Source organism: Arthrobacter sp. 2MCAF14 (assembly GCF_052115645.1).
Classification (GTDB): domain Bacteria; phylum Actinomycetota; class Actinomycetes; order Actinomycetales; family Micrococcaceae; genus Arthrobacter.
Genome location: NZ_JBFRHB010000001.1, coordinates 296,788 through 314,678 on the forward strand (window position 1 = coordinate 296,788; position 17,891 = coordinate 314,678).

Annotated in this window: 15 protein-coding genes and 3 tRNA genes; 6 read left to right on the forward strand and 12 right to left on the reverse strand. The window is 63.8% G+C overall.

Translation table 11 applies throughout. The features are described 5' to 3' along the window. Positions 1–19 precede the first annotated feature (19 nt). From nadB to AB4074_RS01380, 3 genes are read left to right on the forward strand one after another with little or no spacing between them, the layout of a single operon-like run. Entirely contained in the window at positions 20–1,795 is a 1,776-nt protein-coding gene (gene nadB / locus AB4074_RS01370) for an L-aspartate oxidase (protein WP_441411766.1), read from the forward strand. Continuing rightward, a complete protein-coding gene (gene nadC / locus AB4074_RS01375) occupies positions 1,788–2,684 on the forward strand; it encodes a carboxylating nicotinate-nucleotide diphosphorylase (protein ID WP_441411767.1) in 897 nt (298 codons plus the stop codon). Before nadB ends, nadC begins: the two co-directional genes overlap by 8 nt. 4 nt (positions 2,685–2,688) lie before the next feature. Beyond that, the gene (locus AB4074_RS01380) at positions 2,689–3,846 is read left to right on the forward strand and encodes a cysteine desulfurase family protein (RefSeq protein ID WP_441411768.1); all 1,158 of its coding nucleotides are present in this window, start codon (positions 2,689–2,691) and stop codon (positions 3,844–3,846) included. A gap of 90 nt (positions 3,847–3,936) precedes the next feature. Here AB4074_RS01380 and AB4074_RS01385 read toward each other — a convergent pair whose 3' ends face one another. From AB4074_RS01385 to AB4074_RS01395, 3 genes are read right to left on the reverse strand one after another with little or no spacing between them, the layout of a single operon-like run. Further along, complete coding sequence (locus AB4074_RS01385) at positions 3,937–4,428, reverse strand: GtrA family protein (protein ID WP_441411769.1); 492 nt, start codon at positions 4,426–4,428, stop codon at positions 3,937–3,939. Positions 4,429–4,446: 18 nt separating this feature from the next. Then, positions 4,447–5,292, reverse strand: a complete 846-nt coding sequence (locus tag AB4074_RS01390) for a fumarylacetoacetate hydrolase family protein (protein ID WP_441411770.1) — start codon at positions 5,290–5,292, stop codon at positions 4,447–4,449. A 40-nt stretch (positions 5,293–5,332) separates the two neighbouring features. Then, positions 5,333–6,001 (reverse strand): DUF1684 domain-containing protein, encoded by a 669-nt coding sequence (locus AB4074_RS01395; RefSeq protein WP_441411771.1) that lies wholly within the window; start codon positions 5,999–6,001, stop codon positions 5,333–5,335. 121 nt (positions 6,002–6,122) lie between these two features. Between AB4074_RS01395 and AB4074_RS01400 the strand changes: the two genes are divergently transcribed. Further along, entirely contained in the window at positions 6,123–6,932 is an 810-nt protein-coding gene (locus tag AB4074_RS01400) for a hypothetical protein (protein WP_441411772.1), read from the forward strand. 78 nt (positions 6,933–7,010) lie between these two features. Further along, the gene (locus tag AB4074_RS01405; RefSeq protein WP_441411773.1) at positions 7,011–7,817 is read left to right on the forward strand and encodes a transglutaminase-like domain-containing protein; all 807 of its coding nucleotides are present in this window, start codon (positions 7,011–7,013) and stop codon (positions 7,815–7,817) included. Between the two features lie 6 nt (positions 7,818–7,823). Here AB4074_RS01405 and AB4074_RS01410 read toward each other — a convergent pair whose 3' ends face one another. The 7 genes from AB4074_RS01410 to bcp all read right to left on the reverse strand — a co-directional run bounded on the left by AB4074_RS01410 (position 7,824) and on the right by bcp (position 16,905). Next, the gene (locus tag AB4074_RS01410; RefSeq protein WP_441411774.1) at positions 7,824–8,303 is read right to left on the reverse strand and encodes a MarR family winged helix-turn-helix transcriptional regulator; all 480 of its coding nucleotides are present in this window, start codon (positions 8,301–8,303) and stop codon (positions 7,824–7,826) included. Next, a complete protein-coding gene (locus tag AB4074_RS01415) occupies positions 8,300–9,433 on the reverse strand; it encodes an LLM class flavin-dependent oxidoreductase (protein ID WP_441411775.1) in 1,134 nt (377 codons plus the stop codon). Before AB4074_RS01415 ends, AB4074_RS01410 begins: the two co-directional genes overlap by 4 nt. 126 nt (positions 9,434–9,559) lie before the next feature. Then, complete coding sequence (locus tag AB4074_RS01420) at positions 9,560–12,784, reverse strand: efflux RND transporter permease subunit (protein WP_441411776.1); 3,225 nt, start codon at positions 12,782–12,784, stop codon at positions 9,560–9,562. 62 nt (positions 12,785–12,846) lie between these two features. Then, entirely contained in the window at positions 12,847–14,352 is a 1,506-nt protein-coding gene (locus AB4074_RS01425) for a malate:quinone oxidoreductase (RefSeq protein ID WP_441411777.1), read from the reverse strand. A 79-nt stretch (positions 14,353–14,431) separates the two neighbouring features. Further along, positions 14,432–16,099 carry an ABC transporter substrate-binding protein gene (locus tag AB4074_RS01430; RefSeq protein WP_441411778.1) on the reverse strand — a complete coding sequence of 556 codons (1,668 nt, stop codon included), beginning with the start codon at positions 16,097–16,099 and terminating at the stop codon, positions 14,432–14,434. Between the two features lie 133 nt (positions 16,100–16,232). After that, a tRNA-Leu gene (locus AB4074_RS01435) sits at positions 16,233–16,314 on the reverse strand. A 117-nt stretch (positions 16,315–16,431) separates the two neighbouring features. After that, positions 16,432–16,905 (reverse strand): thioredoxin-dependent thiol peroxidase, encoded by a 474-nt coding sequence (gene bcp / locus AB4074_RS01440; protein ID WP_441411779.1) that lies wholly within the window; start codon positions 16,903–16,905, stop codon positions 16,432–16,434. A gap of 109 nt (positions 16,906–17,014) precedes the next feature. On the opposite strand from bcp, the gene AB4074_RS01445 reads away from it, so the two are divergent. Then, a complete protein-coding gene (locus tag AB4074_RS01445; protein WP_441411780.1) occupies positions 17,015–17,503 on the forward strand; it encodes a MarR family winged helix-turn-helix transcriptional regulator in 489 nt (162 codons plus the stop codon). A 114-nt stretch (positions 17,504–17,617) separates the two neighbouring features. Here AB4074_RS01445 and AB4074_RS01450 read toward each other — a convergent pair. Next, positions 17,618–17,693 (reverse strand) — tRNA-Lys (locus tag AB4074_RS01450). Positions 17,694–17,763: 70 nt separating this feature from the next. Beyond that, positions 17,764–17,839: transfer RNA gene (locus AB4074_RS01455), tRNA-Lys, on the reverse strand. Positions 17,840–17,891 lie beyond the last annotated feature (52 nt).

Genomic DNA, 17,891 nt, shown 5'->3' on the forward strand with positions numbered 1-17,891 from the left:
CAGTCGAATCGAGCCTCACATGACTGCAGAACGCATTCCCGGTGCTCCGGCGCGGCGGCGGCTCGTCGTCGTCGGAAGCGGTATCGCCGGCCTCTACTCCGCGTTGCTGGCCGCCGATGCCGGTGCGGACATCGTCCTGCTCAGCAAAGGCGCGCTGGCGGACAGCAACACCTTCTTCGCCCAGGGCGGGATTTCGGCAGTGCTGGACGAGCCCGCCCCCGGGGATACCGTCGCCGCGCACATCGCGGACACCCTCAAGGCCGGCGCGGGCCACTGCAATGTGGAGGCCGTGCGGGTGCTGTGCACCGAAGCGCGCCTCGACATCATGGGGCTCGAGCGTTTTGGTGTCCGTTTCGACGAGGACGACGACGGCGATCCCGCCTTGGGGCTCGAAGCCGCCCATTCCGCGCCAAGGATCCTGCACACCGGCGGAGACGCCACCGGTGCCGGGGTCGCGAACGCGCTCATCCTGGCCGTCCTTGACGCGCAGGATGCCGGGAAGATCCAGGTGCTGGGACATGCCCAGGCGACTTCCCTGCTCCAGTCCGAGGGGCGTGTGACAGGCGTCGAATTCCTGCGCAACGGCCGCCTTCAGAACGTAATCGGCGATGCCGTGCTGCTGGCCACCGGTGGGGCGGGGCAACTGTTTGCCCAGACCACCAATCCCTCGGTGGCAACGGCTGACGGGCTCGCGCTCGCATGGCGGGCAGGCGCCGAGCTCGCAGACCTGGAGTTCTTCCAATTCCACCCCACGAGCATGGTCCTCGCCGCTGCCGATGGACCAGCTCCCCTCGGCGCCGATCCGCTCCTCATTTCCGAAGCGGTCCGCGGCGAAGGCGCCATCCTGATGGACGCGAATGGCCAGCGATTCATGCCGGGCTACCACCCGGACGCCGAACTGGCGCCGCGCGACGTCGTCTCCCGCAGCATCGCCCTCCACCTGGCTTCGCTTGGTGATCCGAATGGCCACGTCTTCCTTGACGCCCGGGTCGTGGAAGCGAACAAGGGGGACGGCTTCCTTGAGAAGCGCTTCCCCACGCTTAGCGCCCGGACCCGCGAAGCCGGCATCGACTGGACCATCGAACCCGTTCCGGTTGCCCCTGCGGCCCACTACTGGATGGGAGGAGTAGTCACCGATCTGTTCGGCCGTACTTCCGTTCCTGGCTTGCTGGCCGCCGGCGAAGTTGCCTGCACCGGGGTCCAAGGCGCGAACCGTTTGGCCAGCAACTCCTTGCTCGAAGGGCTTGTGTTCGGGCGGCGGGCTGTCGAGGCTTTCGTTGCTGACTCCACCGCCGGGTCACCTTTGGCGTCGCCTGACGGCATCCCTCTGCGTGCTAACTCGGCCGCGGGCGGCCTCGCTTTTACGCACGCTGCCGGGACACCGTCAGACGAAAGCCGTCTCACCGCGTGGCAGCCTGAGCTGGTCACCGAGCCGGCCGGGGCGCTCGTGTTGCAGCCCGAGCTGGTCCCCGAGCCCTTCAGCCGGACCGCGCTTCGGCGGCTGATGACTGCCAAGGCCGGGGTGCTCCGGACCGGGGGGTTGCTGCGGGAGGCTGCTGAGTCGCTCGACGCTTGGGGCGACGTCGTGCTTCCTGAGAATGTGCCGGATTCTGCGGATCCGTGCGCGCACGAGGATGCCAATTTGCTCCTTGCCGCGCAGTTGTTGGTGCAGGCTGCGGGGGCGCGGCGGGGGTCGCTCGGTGCGCATTATCGAAGTGACGCCGTCGAAACCCATCGCGAAGAAATTGTTCAAAGATACACGATCCGCCGGAAAGCGAGCCTCGTCAATGACTAGCCTGACCCTCCCCGCAGCACCCGTCCGGGACATTCTGGAGCGGGCTTTCGCGGAGGACGCGCCGAGCGGCGACATCACCTCGCAGTTGCTCATTCCCGCCGAGGCCCGGGCCACCGCCGTGCTCAATGCCCGGGTTCCGGGGGTCTTCAGCGGCGGCACGGTGTTCCGTGACGCCATGCTGCTCGTCGACCCGGACACCGAAGTGGAGCTGTTGCTCGCGGACGGTGAAGCGTTCGACGCCGGAACCCATCTGGCGCGGGTCAGCGGCCGCGCCCGCTCGGTGCTGCTCGCCGAACGCGTCGGGCTCAACCTTGCCCAGCGCATGAGCGCCATTGCCACCAAGACCGCGGAGTTCGTCAAGCTGGTCGACGGAACCCAGGCCCGCATCACGGACACGCGGAAAACTACTCCTGGATTGCGGGTATTGGAACGCTACGCCGTACGCTGCGGCGGGGGAGCCAACCACCGCTACAGTCTGTCCGATGCCGTTCTGGCCAAGGACAACCACCTGGCCGTGATGACCGGTGGTGACTCCGCCAAGCTCACCGCACTGCTCAAGGCCGCGAAAGCCCAGCTGGGCCACACTACACACTTCGAAGTGGAAGTGGACAGCGCAGAGCAGATCGAACCTGTGCTGGCTGCCGGTGTCGACACGATCATGCTGGACAACTTTTCCCTTGAGGAGCTCCGCGCCGGCGTGAAGCAGGTGGCTGGCCGCGCCGTCGTCGAGGCGAGCGGCAACGTCAACGTCAACACCGTGTCGGACATCGCCGCCGCGGGAGTCGATGTCATTTCCATCGGCGGACTCACGCACAGCGTCAACGCGCTGGACCTCGGCTTGGACGTGACGCTCGACGTGACACCGGACCCATCCCTGGCTCTCGGCTGAAGCCATGATCTTCCTCGACGCCGCGGCGACCACACCCGTCCGCAGGGAAGTCCTCGAAGCGATGTGGCCGTACCTGACGGGGGAGTTCGGCAATCCCTCAAGCCATCACAGCCTCGGCGAAGCTGCTGCGAACGCGTTGTCGGGTGCACGGGCGGCGGTAGCGAAAGCCTTGGGTTGCCGGCCCGGCGAGATCACCTTCACTTCCGGCGGCACCGAGGCGGACAACCTGGCAGTGAAAGGAATCGCCCTCGCGAGACGTGCGGCGGACCCTGCCCTGAACCGAGTTGTCATCAGCGCCATCGAGCACCCCGCCGTCGAAGAATCCGCGCTCTATCTGCAACGCGTCCATGGGCTCGAGGTGGACGTGGTCCCCGTGGACCGGCACGGCGTGGTGACGGCCGAGGCGCTCCGGGCTGTGGTCGGTCCGGAAACAGCCCTTGTCAGCATCATGTATGCCAACAACGAGATCGGGACCGTGCAGCCCGTGGGTCAACTCGCGGAGGTGGCCGCCGAACACGGCGTGCCGTTCCACACGGACGCCGTCCAGGCTGCCGGCTGGCTGCCCATCGGCGTCAAGGAACTGGGAATAGACGCCCTGAGTATTTCGGGCCACAAACTCGGCGCGCCGAAGGGCAGCGGGGTGCTCTACGCCAAAGGGAGGCTGCGCCTTGAACCGCTCGTCCATGGCGGCGGCCAGGAGCGGGGCAGGCGCTCCGGGACCGAAAACGTGGCGGGTGCCGTTGCGCTGGCCACGGCACTGACTCTTGCCCATGCCGGGCAGTCGGAACTCGCAGGGAGGGTCTCGGAGTTGCGGAATGCCTTCATCCGTACAGTGCTTGAGGCCGTGCCCGGTGCTGTGCTGACCGGCCACCCCTCGCAGCGCTTGCCATCTGTCGCGTCCTTCTGCTTCCCGGGGACGAGCGGTGAGTCGGTCTTGCTTGAGCTTGAGCGGCTTGGCGTGGTGTGCTCGAGCGGATCGGCCTGCGCCGCTGGATCCGACGCTCCCTCGCCGGTCCTGCTGGCCTTGGGAATCGAGCCCGAGGTGGCCCACACTGCTGTCCGTTTCAGCTTCGACTCCACGGTGACTTCAGCGGAACTGGAGCAAGCCGCGGAAGCCGTGGCTGCCGCCGTCGGGAGCGTTCAGGGGCTCGGTCGCCGCTGACCGTCCCCAACCCAACTAGCTCGCATTTAATGTCGTTTTGAGCCCTCAAAACGACATCTACTGCTAGTCAGTTGGGAATCCGACAGCGAATCAAACGTGGCGGGCCCTGCGGAAAATCCAGTGCCGCAGCATCGTGAACCGAACTGCCGTCGCGACGAATCCGGACAGCGTGGTGGTCCAGAGGTCCTCGGCGAGGGTGGCTTCGGGGCGCAACGCATGCAGCACGCCCAGGCTCCCGCCGGTGATGACCAGTGCCACGGCGATCACGATCAGCCCGTTGAGGTGGTCCCGGGCTCTCTTCCGGTTGCCGCTGATCTTGAAGGTCAGCCGCCGGTTCAGGGCCGTGTTCATGAGCGAGGTGATGATCAGCGCTGCGGCGTTGGCAGGTTGGGGTCCCATCCACGACCGGAACAGAGCGTACAGCGCCAGCGAGGTGACGGTGCAGATGATCCCGACGCCGGTGAATCGGATGAGCTGCCTGACCACCGGATAGCGCAGCACGCCTTTGCGGCGCTTGCTTGTATTTGGCCTGGAAGGGGACGTCTGCCGCGTCTCAATTGCCGGCACGGCAGGAAGCTCCATGGCTCAAGCCTGTCATATCTAGCTGGGAATTTTCTCCCAAGACGCTGCGATAACGGGGTTGCTGAGCTCTCCAATGCCCTCAATGCGGCAGGTCACAAGGTCTCCGGGCTCGATCCTGGCGCACTCGGCCGGGAAGCCTGTGAGGACCAGGTCTCCGGGGTGCAAGGTCATGAACGAAGTGAGGTAGACAAGGATCTCGTCCACTTTCCATCCGAGGTCGGCCGTGGTGGCCGTCCGCAATTCCTTGCCGTTGTGCACGATACCGATTGAAACGTCGCCAGTGAGGTCGGTGACGATCCACGGTCCCGCAGGAGTGAAGGTGTCCTGGCTTTTCGCGCTGATCCATAGTTCGTCGGTCTTTTGCAGGTCCCGCGCCGAGACGTCGTTGCCGATCGTGAAACCAAGGATCGCGTCGCGCGCATTGTCGAGCGTGAGCCCGCGGACCTTTCGTCCGACGACGACGGTCAGTTCCGCTTCGGGGTCCACGTAACCGACATCCGAGGCCAGTTCGATGGCGTCGCCCGGTCCGATGACACTTGTGGCGGCTTTGTGGAACGCCTGCGCGGGCAGGTCCCGGCCCGGCTGGCCGGTGTTGTGCGCCATGCCTAACACATTGGCGGGAACAGATGGCGCCAGGAATGTGAACGCATCCTCGGACACTTCCGTGCCTCCAACCCACCCGGGCCGCCCGGCACTGCTGCTGTTTGCCGACGAGCCGGGGAACGGGCTGTCCACTACAGTCCAGCTCCGGCCTTCTGCGGAAGCGAAGTCGGCGGCGTCGTTCGCGACGAAGAAGTATTCGTCCGGGGAGGTGGGGGAGAGCGGGCGGACGCGGGCGATCCGGCGTGGACGTGAGGAAGTCATGAAGACATCCTACGTCCTTGCGCCTATTTAGACGGGCAGTTTAGACGGGCAGGTACAGCTCCCCTACAGGGATATCCGCGGCCAGGCGATTCGCCGGCCCGGCCAAGGGGCAGGCCCAGGCCTCGTTGTAGGCGCAGGAGGGGTTGTAGGCGAAATTGAAGTCGAGCACGAACTCTTGTTGCCCGGATCCGCGAAGGCCGTGGAAGGCTCCCTTGATGGTGTCCAGCAAATAGCGGCCGGCGCCGTAGCTTCCTCCGGGTTTGCCGGCCGTGGCGTCGCGGAAGGGCACGAAGATGCCGCCGCCGTAGCTGCGCAGGCGCCACACGGCCAGCGAGCCGAGCTCGTCGAGGTCGAAGGTGCCGAGGCGGACAAACGGCACCATGCCGTCGGTTCCGGTCTGGACGTTCATCTCCTGGCCCGCGCCTTCAGGAGAAAGGGTGGCGTAACGGCGAAACCTGGAATCGTAGTCCGCGGTGCGCAGGCCCGAGAAAGACCGCTTACTGGCGGGAGTCAGTGCCGAGGCCGGGTGGGTTCCGAACATGCGGTCCCGTTCCTGGCGCCAGTAAACATGGGCCTGGAAGGGATCGTCCATCGCGATCTTACGGACGTCGTCATACAAGGCAAACGTCCGCAAACGCCAGTCCGCGATGTCCACCGCGGAGATGTCCGCCACATTGTTTTCGTCCTCAGCAAGCTGATCGGGAGCCATGCGTCCAGCCTAGTCCTACGACGCAGGCCGAAGCGGCCCGGCGTGCATCGGCTGGGTTTGCACGGGCGAAACGCCGATCCGGACGGGCAGGCAGGGGCTCGGCGCCGCTAGGCTGGTGCGCATGAGAGCAAAGCGGATCCCGTTGAAGTTTTCAGTCGCCGTCCTCGGCGCCCTCATCGTGGTCGCCACGGCTGGCTGCAGTTCCGAGGGCAAGGGCGGACCCGTCTGGACAGCCGGGTCCAACAGTGCGGCACCCGGGAGTGCGACGCCGTCGGGCTCGGGTACGGCACCGCCGTCGGGCAGTTCCACTGGGAGCCCCTCTGCCGGCAGTACCGCGACGGCGGGGGCGACCGCCTCGGCGTGGAAGACGTACTCGGATGCGGCCAAGAAGGTCAGCTTCGATCTTCCGAGTGACTGGATTGCGCAATCGGTCACGCCCGACGCCGGTTCCATGCCGGGCGCCCTGAAGATCGAGGTCAAAGACGCCAAGGGCGGGTATCTGGCGACCCTTCACACTGGATTGCCCTCGGCGAGTCCGGCCGACTGCAATCCAGCCGCCAAGCGCCCCTACACCGTGGTCAGCAGCGTGCCCATTGACCTGCCCCATGCGGATGGTGATTCCATGATCCCCCCGCACGTGGTATTCCGGGTCATCCAGGGCTACAAATTCTTTGGTTCCTACGGCATCACCAACTTGGTGGCCGGATCTGACGGCCAGGCCTGCCAGCTGCGGAACCTTGTGGTGGGACCCGCGGGAAAAGGCAACTACTACTTCGGGGACATGCCCGCCGTACATGCCTTCGCCACAGACGAAGTAGTTGCTCCCGCGAAGTCCTTTGACACCTTGGACCAAGCGGCAAAGTACGTTGACCAGAGTTCGGAATTCGCCAACGTCCAGCGGATGCTATTGTCTCTGAAGGTCAATCTGTAGAACCACGATTGACAGAAACTCGTCGGCGTCAACTCTGCATAATTAGTGGGTTGTCCAGCCGCAACACTCCGGAGATCCATGGAACGCAACGTTGCTGCCCAGCTCGTTTTCAAGACCGTAGCCAACACCAAGGTGGCCATGGCAATAGCCGTGGCCAGCAATCCTGGCTATGAATCGTTGACCGAAGAGCTGTCAGTCACGGTGGAAGGCGAAGCTGTTCCGCTCACCGAGCTGACGGACCATCACGGTGGACGTTTCCAGTACATGGAGTTCGACGAACCCAGCGAGGTAACTGTTGATTACCGAGCCTCGGTGGAGGGCTTGGGTGTCCCCGATGAGTCCTCCCGGATGGAGCTCATCCGTTACGTCCGGCCCAGCCGCTATGCCGAGTCCGATCGGCTTCTTCCGACGTCGTACGCCGAGTTCGGCGGGCTGCACGGCGAGGAGCTGTTGCAGGCAGTCCGGAACTGGGTCCACAACGAGCTCCGGTACGTCAGTGGTTCCTCGCGGGGGACGGACGGCGCAGTGGAAACGCTCCTGCACCGCAAAGGTGTTTGCCGGGACTTCGCCCACCTTGCCATTGCCCTCCTGCGCTCCAAGGACATCCCCGCCCGTCTCGCTGCGGTGTATGCGCCCGGGTTGAGCCCCATGGACTTCCATGCCGTGGCTGAGGCCCACATCGACGGAACCTGGTACGTGATCGATCCCACCGGCCTGGCTCCGCGCGAGTCCATGCTGCGTATTACGGCCGGACGCGATTCCTCGGACACGGCGTTTTTGTCCACGGTGGGCGGCAGCTTGTCGTTGAAGAGCTTGAAGGTCACCGCGATAGTGGCCGACGCTTTGCCGGATGAGGATCCGGCAAAGCTCGTCGTCCTCCGCTAGCTTTCGCTAGCCTTCGCGCGGCTGCTTGTGTGCGACGAACGCTTGCAGCTTTTCCGTCAGGCGAAGCAGCTCACGCTGCTCTTCGGCTGTCAGGGCCGGCGCCACAAGTTCGGCGATGTCGCGGATGTGCTCGCGGCCGATCTCCTTCTGTAGTTCCTGCCCGGCCGCGGTAAGCCCCAGCAGGATCCCGCGCCCGTCGTCGGGGGCGATGCTGCGCTCCACGAGACCGCGCTTCTCCAACCTGTCAACCAGCCGGCTCAGGCTGGATTGGCTGAGCAGGACGTGATCGTTGATCTCGTTCAGCCGCAGCTTGCCGGTAGGGCAGCGGGAAAGAGTGAACAGGACGTCGTACTCCCGGATGGGCAACTTCTTGAATGCCTGCCCGGCCTGGAGGCGGCGCATCACCGCCACCTGGGAGCGGAACAAGGACTCCCAGGTTTCGGCGGCGAGGCGCACGGCGGACGAGGTGGGTGCCGCGGTGGTCACGGGGTCCGCCCGATGCCGCCACTGACAGCATCGGCTGCGTCGTCCTTGGCCGAGGCGCTGACGGACGCTGCCACCCGGGATGCATGGGTGGGTGCGTCAGGTACGTGGGCCGGCTTGCGGTCTTCGAATTCCTTGCGCAGGACCGGCAGGACTTCTTCGCCGAAGAGGTCCAGTTGCTCCAGGACGGTCTTGAGGGGCAGGCCCGCGTGGTCCACAAGGAATAGTTGGCGCTGGTAGTCGCCGAAGTACTCGCGGAAGGTCAGGGTCTTTTCGATGACTTCCTGCGGACTGCCGACGGTCAGGGGCGTCTGGGACGTGAAGTCCTCGAGCGAGGGTCCGTGACCGTACACCGGTGCATTGTCGAAGTAGGGGCGGAATTCCTTCACGGCGTCCTGGGAGTTCTTGCGCATGAAGAACTGCCCGCCGAGGCCCACGATGGCCTGGTCGGCGTTGCCGTGGCCGTAGTGCTCGTAGCGTTCGCGGTACAGGCCGATCAGCTGCTGGTAGTGCTCCTTGGGCCAGAAGATGTTGTTGGCGAAGAAGCCGTCGCCGTAGTACGCGGCGAGTTCCGCGATCTGCGGGCTGCGGATGGAGCCGTGCCAGACAAAGGGCGCGACGCCGTCGAGCGGGCGGGGCGTGGAGGTGAAGTTCTGCAGCGGCGTGCGGTACTTGCCGCTCCAATTGACGGTGTCCTCATCCCAGAGCCGGCGGAGCAAGGAGTAGTTCTCCACCGCGAGTTCGATCCCGTCCTGGATGTTCTTGCCGAACCAGGGGTAGACGGGGGCGGTGTTGCCGCGGCCCATGATGAGGTCCACGCGGCCATCCGCGAGGTGCTGGAGCATCGCGAAGTCTTCGGCGATCTTGACGGGATCGTTCGTGGTGATGAGCGTCGTTGACGTTGACAGCGTGATGCGCTCAGTCTGTGCTGCGATGTAGGCCAGCGTGGTGGTGGGGGACGAAGAGAAGAAGGGGCGGTTGTGGTGCTCGCCGATGGCATAGACGTCCATGCCGATCTCTTCGACCTTCTTGGCGATGGCCACGGCGGCTTTGATGCGCTCGTTCTCCGTGGGGGTTTGGCCCGTGGTCGGGTCAGTGGTGATGTCGCTGACGCTGAATACGCCGATCTCCATGATGTGCCTTTCTGCCTGCCCGGTTGGTGTGCGGGCTCTGCCAACAGTCTATCCTAAAATAGATGCATTTGCATGTATCACTGCCTGCAACAGGGTACGGCATCATTTTGTTCCCGGTAAGTCGCCCTACTCGGCGGGGCTGGAGGCAGACCGGCGGCCGGTGACTTTCGGAATCATTTCGGTGGTCCAATCCGCGTGATCGCCCTCACCATGTCCGGCGATACCGTCCTTCGCGACGTCGGGGCGTTGTGTGAGCGCCTTGAGCAGCGCCTTCTTCTCACGCCGGCCTTCGACCAGTTTGTAAAGGACGGGCACAAGGACGAGCGTCAAAGCCGTGGACGAAACAAGGCCGCCGATGACCACAACCGCGAGCGGCCGGGAAATGAACCCGCCGCCTCCCGTGAGGCCCAAAGCCATGGGCGTCAGGGCGAATACAGTAGCAAGCGCCGTCATGAGGATCGGACGTAGCCGCTGCCTGGCGCCGTGGGTGATGGCGTCCGCCACACTCATTCCGGGGCTGCCATCATGCGGTTTGCGGTATTGGTTGATGAGGTCGATCAGGACGATCGCATTGGTCACGACAATTCCCACCAACATCAGCATGCCGATCAGGGAAGGCAGTCCGAGAGGAACACCCGTGACCAGGAGCAAAGCGATGGCGCCGGTCGCCGCGAAAGGCACGGAGACCAACAGGATCAGGGGCTGGATGAGGGACTTGAACGCGGCCACCATGATGACATAGACAATGGCGACGGCGGCCAGGAGTGCGAGGCCGAGCTGGCGGAACGAGTCCGCCTGCTGCGTCGTGGCGCCGCCGATCGTGGCGGTAACGCCCGCAGGCAGCTGCACCGAGGCCAGCCGGTCGCTGACTGCCGTGCTGACGGCGCCAAGGTTGGAGCCCGACGGCGTCACGGTCACCTTCGCGCTCCGCTGGCCGTTGCTGCTGGTGATGGAGACCGGAGTGTCCACCTGGTCTACGGACGCGATGCTCGACAGCGGAACCGGCCCCGCCGGCGTCGGGAGATTGATGGCCCTGACATCGGCGATACTGCTGAAGTGCGTGCCTTCGCCGATCTGTACCGGGAAGTCCGTGGTGTCGATACGGACAGTGCCTGCGGGGACGGGACTGACGGTGGACGCCAGGACGCCGGCAACTTGTTCTTCGTTCAGCCCGGCGGCGACGGCCTTGGCGCGATCAACCTTCACCTGCACCACCGACTGGCTGGCATCCAGGTTGGTGGCGACTTCGGCACTCCCGGGCACGCCGTCCATGGCCTTGGCCACCGCGTCGCTTGCCGTCTTGAGATCCGCCGAGTTGGCAGCGTTGATAGTGATGTCGACGCTGGAGGACGTGCCCAGGCCGCCTTGCTGCGCACCAACAGTGACCTTCCCGGGAGCCGAGGCGCTGGCGAGGCGGGAGCGGACTGTATCCTGCAGTTTCTGCTGGTCGGCCTTATCGTCCGTCACCACCGTGAACGTCGAGTTGGAAGCGCCACTTGAGGTGAGGGCGGCGAATCCCGTTTGGGCGTTGCCCGACGTGACCTGGACGTCCTTGATCCCGTCGATCCCGCGGAGGACCGATTCCACCTGCGCGGCGGCGGCGCCGGTCTGCTCCAGGCTGGTGCCGGCAGGAAGGACCTGGCGCACGGTCATGCTGTTCTGGCCCGAGTTGCCGAGCAGGTCCGTGGCAAGCAGAGGGGACATGGCAGCTGTTCCACCCAATACCAGGACCGCGGCGACGATCGTCATGACCGGGTGCTTCTGGGTCTTGGACAGGATGGGCAAATAGCCGCGCTGCAGTCTGCTGCGTTGCTCTGCCTCGTGCGCCTTGGTTCGGGCATCCTCCGCGGCACGGACGTCCTCTGCGGCCGAGGCCTGCGACGGCGACTTGAGGAACCAGTACGCCAGCACCGGAACGATGGTGAGGGACACGAGCAACGAGGACAACAGGGCGATGGTCACCGTCAGGGCGAAGGGCCGGAACAGTTCGCCCGCCAGGTTGCCCACAAAGGCGATCGGCAGGAAGACGGCAACCGTGGTGAGGGTGGACGCCGTGATGGCACCGGCAACTTCCCGGATCGAATTGAGGATGGCTGCGAGCTTGTGCTCGCCGTAGCTGAGGTGGCGTTTGATGTTCTCGATCACCACGATCGAGTCGTCCACCACGCGGCCGATTGCGATGGTCAGTGCGCCAAGCGTGAGGATGTTGAGCGAGTAGTGGGTTGCCGATATGCCGATGAACGTGATCAGGAGCGACAGGGGAATGGATACCGCCGTCACGAGCGTGGAGCGTACGGACATCAGGAACACGAGGATGATTGCCACCGCGAAGCCAAGTCCAAGAAGGCCTTCCGTGGTGAGGTCCTTGATGGATTTTTCGATGTACGGGGCCTGGTCGAACACTGGCGTGAAGTGCGCATTGGACCCGAGTTCGGCTTCCATCTGGGGAATGGAATCCTTGACAGCGTGCGAAATGGCGACGGTATCGCCGTCGGGCTTCTTCGTGATGGACAGGGCCAGCGTGGGTTTCCCGTCAGTCCGGGTAATTGAGGTTGCGGCGTCGTCCTTGATGCTCACGTCGGCAACGGTGCCGATCGTGGTTCCGCCCTTGGCGCCGGTGAGGGGCAAGCCCTTGATGACGTCGAGCGAGTCCACCGGGCTGCCGATCTGCAGCGAGAGCGTCTTGCCTTGGTCCTCGATGGTTCCGGCCGGGACCAGCGTCCCGTTGTTCTTGAGGGCATTCGTGAGTGACTGGACCGTGGCGCCGCTCGCGGCCATGGCCTGGGCTTTCGGCTGGATCAGGATGTGCTGGGTGGCCCCACCTGTCACGTCGGCGCTGCGCACACCGTCCAGTTTCTGGAGGCGGGGAACGCTCAAGCGCTGCAGGTCCGTGTTCAGCTCGCTGAGGGGCTTGTCCGAAGACACCGCCAGGTACACGATCGGGAAGTCGCTGATGCTGCCGGCAAAAGACCGGGGCTCGACGTCGGCCGGCAGCACACGCTTGGCGTTGGAGATGGCGCGATCGATCTGGTTGCGTGCGCGGTCCAGGTTCGAACCGTAGGTAAACACCATGGAGATCTGCGAAACACCGTTCCGCGACGTCGACGTGGTCGATTCCAGGCCCTCGACGCTGTTCAGTGCCGCTTCGAGCGGACGGCTTAGTTGCTTGTCGACAACTTCCGGGGACGCGCCCGGCATCGCCGTGATCACCGAGATCTGCGGGAACTCGATCGAGGGGATGAGCTCCTGCTTGAGGGAAGACATGGTGATCACGCCGAACACCGCCGCGAAGACGGTGATCAGCGCAATCAATGCCCTGTTCGCCAGTGAAAGCTTTGCCAGACGGAACATTGCACTGTCTCCTGGGATCTACGGTCTGTTTCTTGTCTCGAACCGGCCGCAGCGGACGGTTGCTAGTGCTGAACGGCGTCGGCAGGCTCAAGCTGGAGCGAACGGGCAGTGCTCGATTCCAGCTCGGCGGCAAGGTCCGGATTGTCGTTCAATTTGACGCCGTAGCCTGGCATCATTTCCTTGAGCTTGGACTGCCAGCCCTTGAAGTTCTTCGGGAAGGACCGCTGGAGCATCTCGATCATGATCGGGACAGCGGTTGAGGCTCCGGGGGAGGCGCCGAGGAGTGCCCCGATGGAGCCGTCACGAGCCGTGATGACTTCGGTGCCGAACTGCAGCACGCCGCCCTTCTTGGAGTCCTTCTTGATGATCTGTACCCGCTGGCCCGCGGTGATGAGCTCCCAATTGCCGCCGTCGGCCTGGGGGTAGTACTCGCGGAGGGACTCCACCTTGGCGTCGTGGCGCTTGGCGACTTCCTTGATGAGGTACGCAGTCAGGTCCATGTTGTCCTTGGCCACGGCCAGCATCGGGATGATGTTGCTCGGGCGGATGGACAGCGGCAGGTCAAGGTAGCTGCTCGTCTTGAGGAAGTTGGTGGAGAAGCCGGCGTACGGGCCGAAAAGCAGGGAACGCTTGCCGCCAACGTAGCGGGTATCCAGGTGCGGCACGGACATGGGCGGGGCACCCACGGAGGCCTGGCCGTATACCTTGGCGCTGTGCTGGCCGGCAATGGCCTCGTCGGTGCAGCGGAAGAACTGCCCGGAAACCGGGAAACCGCCGTAGCCTTTGCTTTCCGGGATGCCTGATGCCTGGAGCAAGTGGAGCGCTCCGCCGCCGGCGCCGACAAAGACGAACTTGGCGTGGATCTGGCCGTGTTCGCCGGAAGCGGGGTGCTTGAGCGAAAGGTCCCAGCCGCCGTCGGAGGCTTTGCTCACATTGGTGACGTCGTGGCCATAGTTGACTTCAACGCCGTTGGCAGCGAGGTAGCCGGTCAGTTCGCGGGTCAAGGCGCCGAAGTCGACGTCCGTGCCTTCCGCCGCGCGGGTGGCGGCAACGCGCTGCTTGGCGTCGCGGCCCCTGACGATGAGCGGAGCCCACTTGGCGATCTGTGCCTGGTCTTCCGTGTATTCCATGCTGCGGAAGAGCGTGTTGGGCTTGAGTGCCTCATAGCGGGCCTTGAGGAAGTCCGCGTGCTTGTCGCCGATGACGAAGCTCATATGCGGGACGGTGTTGATGAAGCCCTTGGGGGAGCCGATCAACTTGTTGTCCACGAGGTGGGACCAGAACTGCCGGGAGAGCTGGAATTGCTCGTTGATGTGGAGGGCCTTGGACGGGTCAACGGAGCCGTCCTTCGCTGCAGGTGAGTAATTAAGCTCACACAGCGCTGCGTGCCCGGTTCCCGCGTTGTTCCACGGTCCGGAGCTTTCCAGGCCGGCTTCGTCGAGTCGCTCAAAGAGGGAGATGGTCCAGCTGGGTTCGAGTTGCTTGATGAACGCACCCAGGGTTGCGCTCATGATCCCGCCCCCAATAAGGACGACGTCAGCGTGGTGTGTCTTGGAAATGAAGGTCACGATCAATCTCCGATAGCGGCGGCACTGGCTGTCACAGAATATCCCCGCGTGGGCGCATAACTGAAATTGCGGCGGGACGTCAAGACTTCAGGCGAACGTTTGTAAAAACTTCGTTTAAGACAGGCGACGCCGGGTACTTCTCGACGCGGTCGGAAAGGGCCAACGCCGAGATGGGGAAGGCGATGGGTACCGCAGGGACGGTGGCAGCGATCTGGGCATTGATGGTCTGGTACTGGGAGTTGCGGTCAGCGCCGTCGGGGAGTCCCCGGGCCCGGTCGATCTTTGAGAACACCTGTGGATCGCTGTAGCCGAACTCGCCGTTGTTTTCACCGAAGAGCGTGCCCACGAAGTTGTCCGGGTCCGAGTAGGCGCCATTCCAGCCGAGCAAATGGAGCGCATGGTCACCGGGGGACTGGACCTTCTGGAGGTAGCCGTCGTCCCAGTTCACGGGTACCGGCTTGATGTTGAGCCCGATGGCGGTGAGCTCCGCACTGATCTCCGCGTAGATCTTCTCCGGAGTGGGAAGGTAGGCGCGCGTGACATTGAGGGGGTAGTAGAACTTGAGTTCCTCGCCTTTGTAGCCGGACTTGGCGAGCAGTTGCTTGGCTTTGTCCGGGTCGTATCCCAGGGACGGTGCGTTGTTGTTGAAGCCGCTCAGCTTGGGGGGAACGAACTGGGTCGCCGGCGAGGTGTTGTCGATGAAGAACTTGTGGATGAGGGTGTCTTTGTCGATGGCCATCTCGATTGCCTGGCGCACGCCAAGGTTCTGGAGGGGCGCCACGGATTCGTTCATCCCCAGGTACATCACGGAGAACGGATCCCGTTGGACGATTTGCATGCCCTTCTTGACCAATTGGTCGAAGGTGCCGGCGGTGACAAGGTCATATCCGTCGATGGTTCCTGCGAGCAAGGCCGAGAGCCGGGCCTGCGGATAGTCAAACGGAATGAAGTTGACCGTGGCTATCTCTCCGCGGTCGCCCCAGTAGCCCTTGTAGCTGTTGAGCGTGATGCGGTTCTGGGTCCATGACGAGAAAACGTACGGGCCCGTGCCCACGGGGTGGGAGGCGTACGCCGATGCCGGCTGACCGGACAGTTTCCTGTCCAGGACGTCGGCCTTGCCGTCTGTCATCGCTTTCGGGGACGACATCGCGAACGCCGGCAGCGTCAAGGCCTGAAGGAAGCCCGTGAAGGGCTTGGCCAGATTGATTTGGACGTGGTCGGGAGAGACAACCTTGCAGTTCTTGAAGAGCGAAAGGGAAGGTTCGTCCGAGAAGGATTTGAAGACGCTCTTGAATGCGATGCCCGGTGCCTGCTGACGCACGGCCGCCGGGAAGTTGAACCAACGGTTGAAATTGCTGCAGACGGCCGCGGCGTCAAAGACGGTTCCATCGTGGAAGGTGACCTTTGACCGCAACTTGAAGTCGTAGCTAAGTCCGTCATTCCCTTGCGACCAAGAGGTGGCCAACAGGGGAGTTGGCTGGCCGGTGGACGCGTCGACCCCTACGAGGCCTTCCATCACTTGCCGGGTGACGCGATACGACTCGGAGTCGTTCGTCACGGCGGGATCGAGCCCAAGCGGCATCGACGGGGTGCCAAAGTTGAAGGTCTTGCTCGGCTCTGCCGAGGCGCCGCCCGCGGCAGATGTCGACGGTGCCGGTCCGGGACTTACCGTGCACGAGGTCAAGGCCACGGCCAGAAGGCCTGCGCCGATTTGTAGCGTGACTCGGCGAAGCTTGCTGCTTACCACTCTTGTCCCCTCAAGGCAGTTGGACGGGCTGAGGCCCGCGGCAGCCGGACCGCAGTCCAGTCTAGTTCAGGGCCCTGAGTCCCGGCTGGAAACCGGAAGTGCCCCGGCCAAGGACCGGGGCACTTCCTGAATGTGCGCAAGGGGGGACTTGAACCCCCACGCCCGAAGGCACAGGAACCTAAATCCTGCGTGTCTGCCAATTTCACCACTCGCGCTGGTGTTGGTATCCGGAGCGGCATCCAGGGATTCCCGCTCCGGTCATATACCGGCCTCCATTGTACCCGCGGTTTCGCGCCACCCATTCCAGCCGCGCCTATGCGGCGATGCGGTGGCTACTTGTCGAGTTTGAGGTCCCTGCGGAGTTTGGCGACATGGCCGGTGGCCCGCACGTTGTACTGGGCCAGGGTCACCTTGCCGTCGGGGTCCATCACGATCGTTGATCGGATCAGCCCTTGATAGGTGCGCCCGTAGTTCTTCTTTTCGCCCCAAGCCGCATAGGCGTCAGCCACGTGGTGCCCTTCGTCGGACAGCAGGGGAAAGGTCAGTGATTCTTCGGCCACAAACTTTTCCAGGTCCTTCACCGTGTCCGGAGAGATGCCAAGGACCTCGTAACCGGCAGCCTGGAGGGTTGCGAGGGAATCGCGGAAGTCGCAGGCTTGCTTGGCACATGCCGGCGTGGAAGCCGCGGGGTAGAAATAAATAACGGTATTGCGGCCGCGGTACGAGGCCAGGCTGACCTCGCGACCAGTGTGATCCTTGAGGGTGAAGTCCGGGGCAGTGCCGCCTGGAATGAGTCGTTCGGCCATTTGTGCTCCTTGCTAGCGTTCGCGATCACTTAGCTTAGTGACGGGCTGGCCGCTTCACGAATTGAACGTCGGTCCTGATCTGCGCGCAGCGGTCTATATACTGGCCCTTATGCCTCATATGGAACGGTGGCCCACCGGGCGCCTGCTCTCCACGGCCGCGCGACTCGTGGAGCATGCCTGGAACGAGAAACTACGCGGTATGGACCTGACCCATGCCGGGGTCATTGTCATGGAAGTACTTGCCGTCAACGGACCGACCACGCAATCGACGCTCGCACAGATCGTCCGGGTTCAGGCCCAGACAATGGGGAAGACGCTCACCAGGCTTGAGGCCCACGGCCACGTCAGCCGCGCGCGCAGCGTGTCCGACCGCCGGAGCCAAGTAGTCAGTTTGACCGAGGCGGGGGAGCACACCCTCGGGCTCGCCACGCAATTGGAACGCGAAGTGCTTGAACCTGTGCCCGTGGACACTGCCAAACTGCGGCGGGAGCTCCAGTCGCTGGTACGCGAACTGGCGAACAATCATTCCTCGGCAGTCGTAAACGACATTGTGGCCGCAGCGGATTCAGGCGCGGCGCCGGGCGAAGCCTCCAACTAAGCTTCTGGGGCCCGGTCCGGTGAAGCTGGTCCGGTAAAGTCCGGCTCGCGGCGGAGCCGGCGGAAAGCAAAAAGATCCCTGGACGGCCATTCAGCCATCCAGGGATCTTCCCTTTGGTGCACCCCCCGGGACTTGAACCCGGAACCCATTGATTAAGAGTCAATTGCTCTGCCAATTGAGCTAGAGGTGCAATTGTTTGTTGCTCGCAACGCAAAGAAATAACCCTTGAGCGGCTGCTGCCGCTCAAGGGTCCTTCCCTTTGGTGCACCCCCCGGGACTTGAACCCGGAACCCATTGATTAAGAGTCAATTGCTCTGCCAATTGAGCTAGAGGTGCATTTGTCGATTTCGATCAACGGAGGGCTTTTCTTCCCTCGTTGATCTCCGCA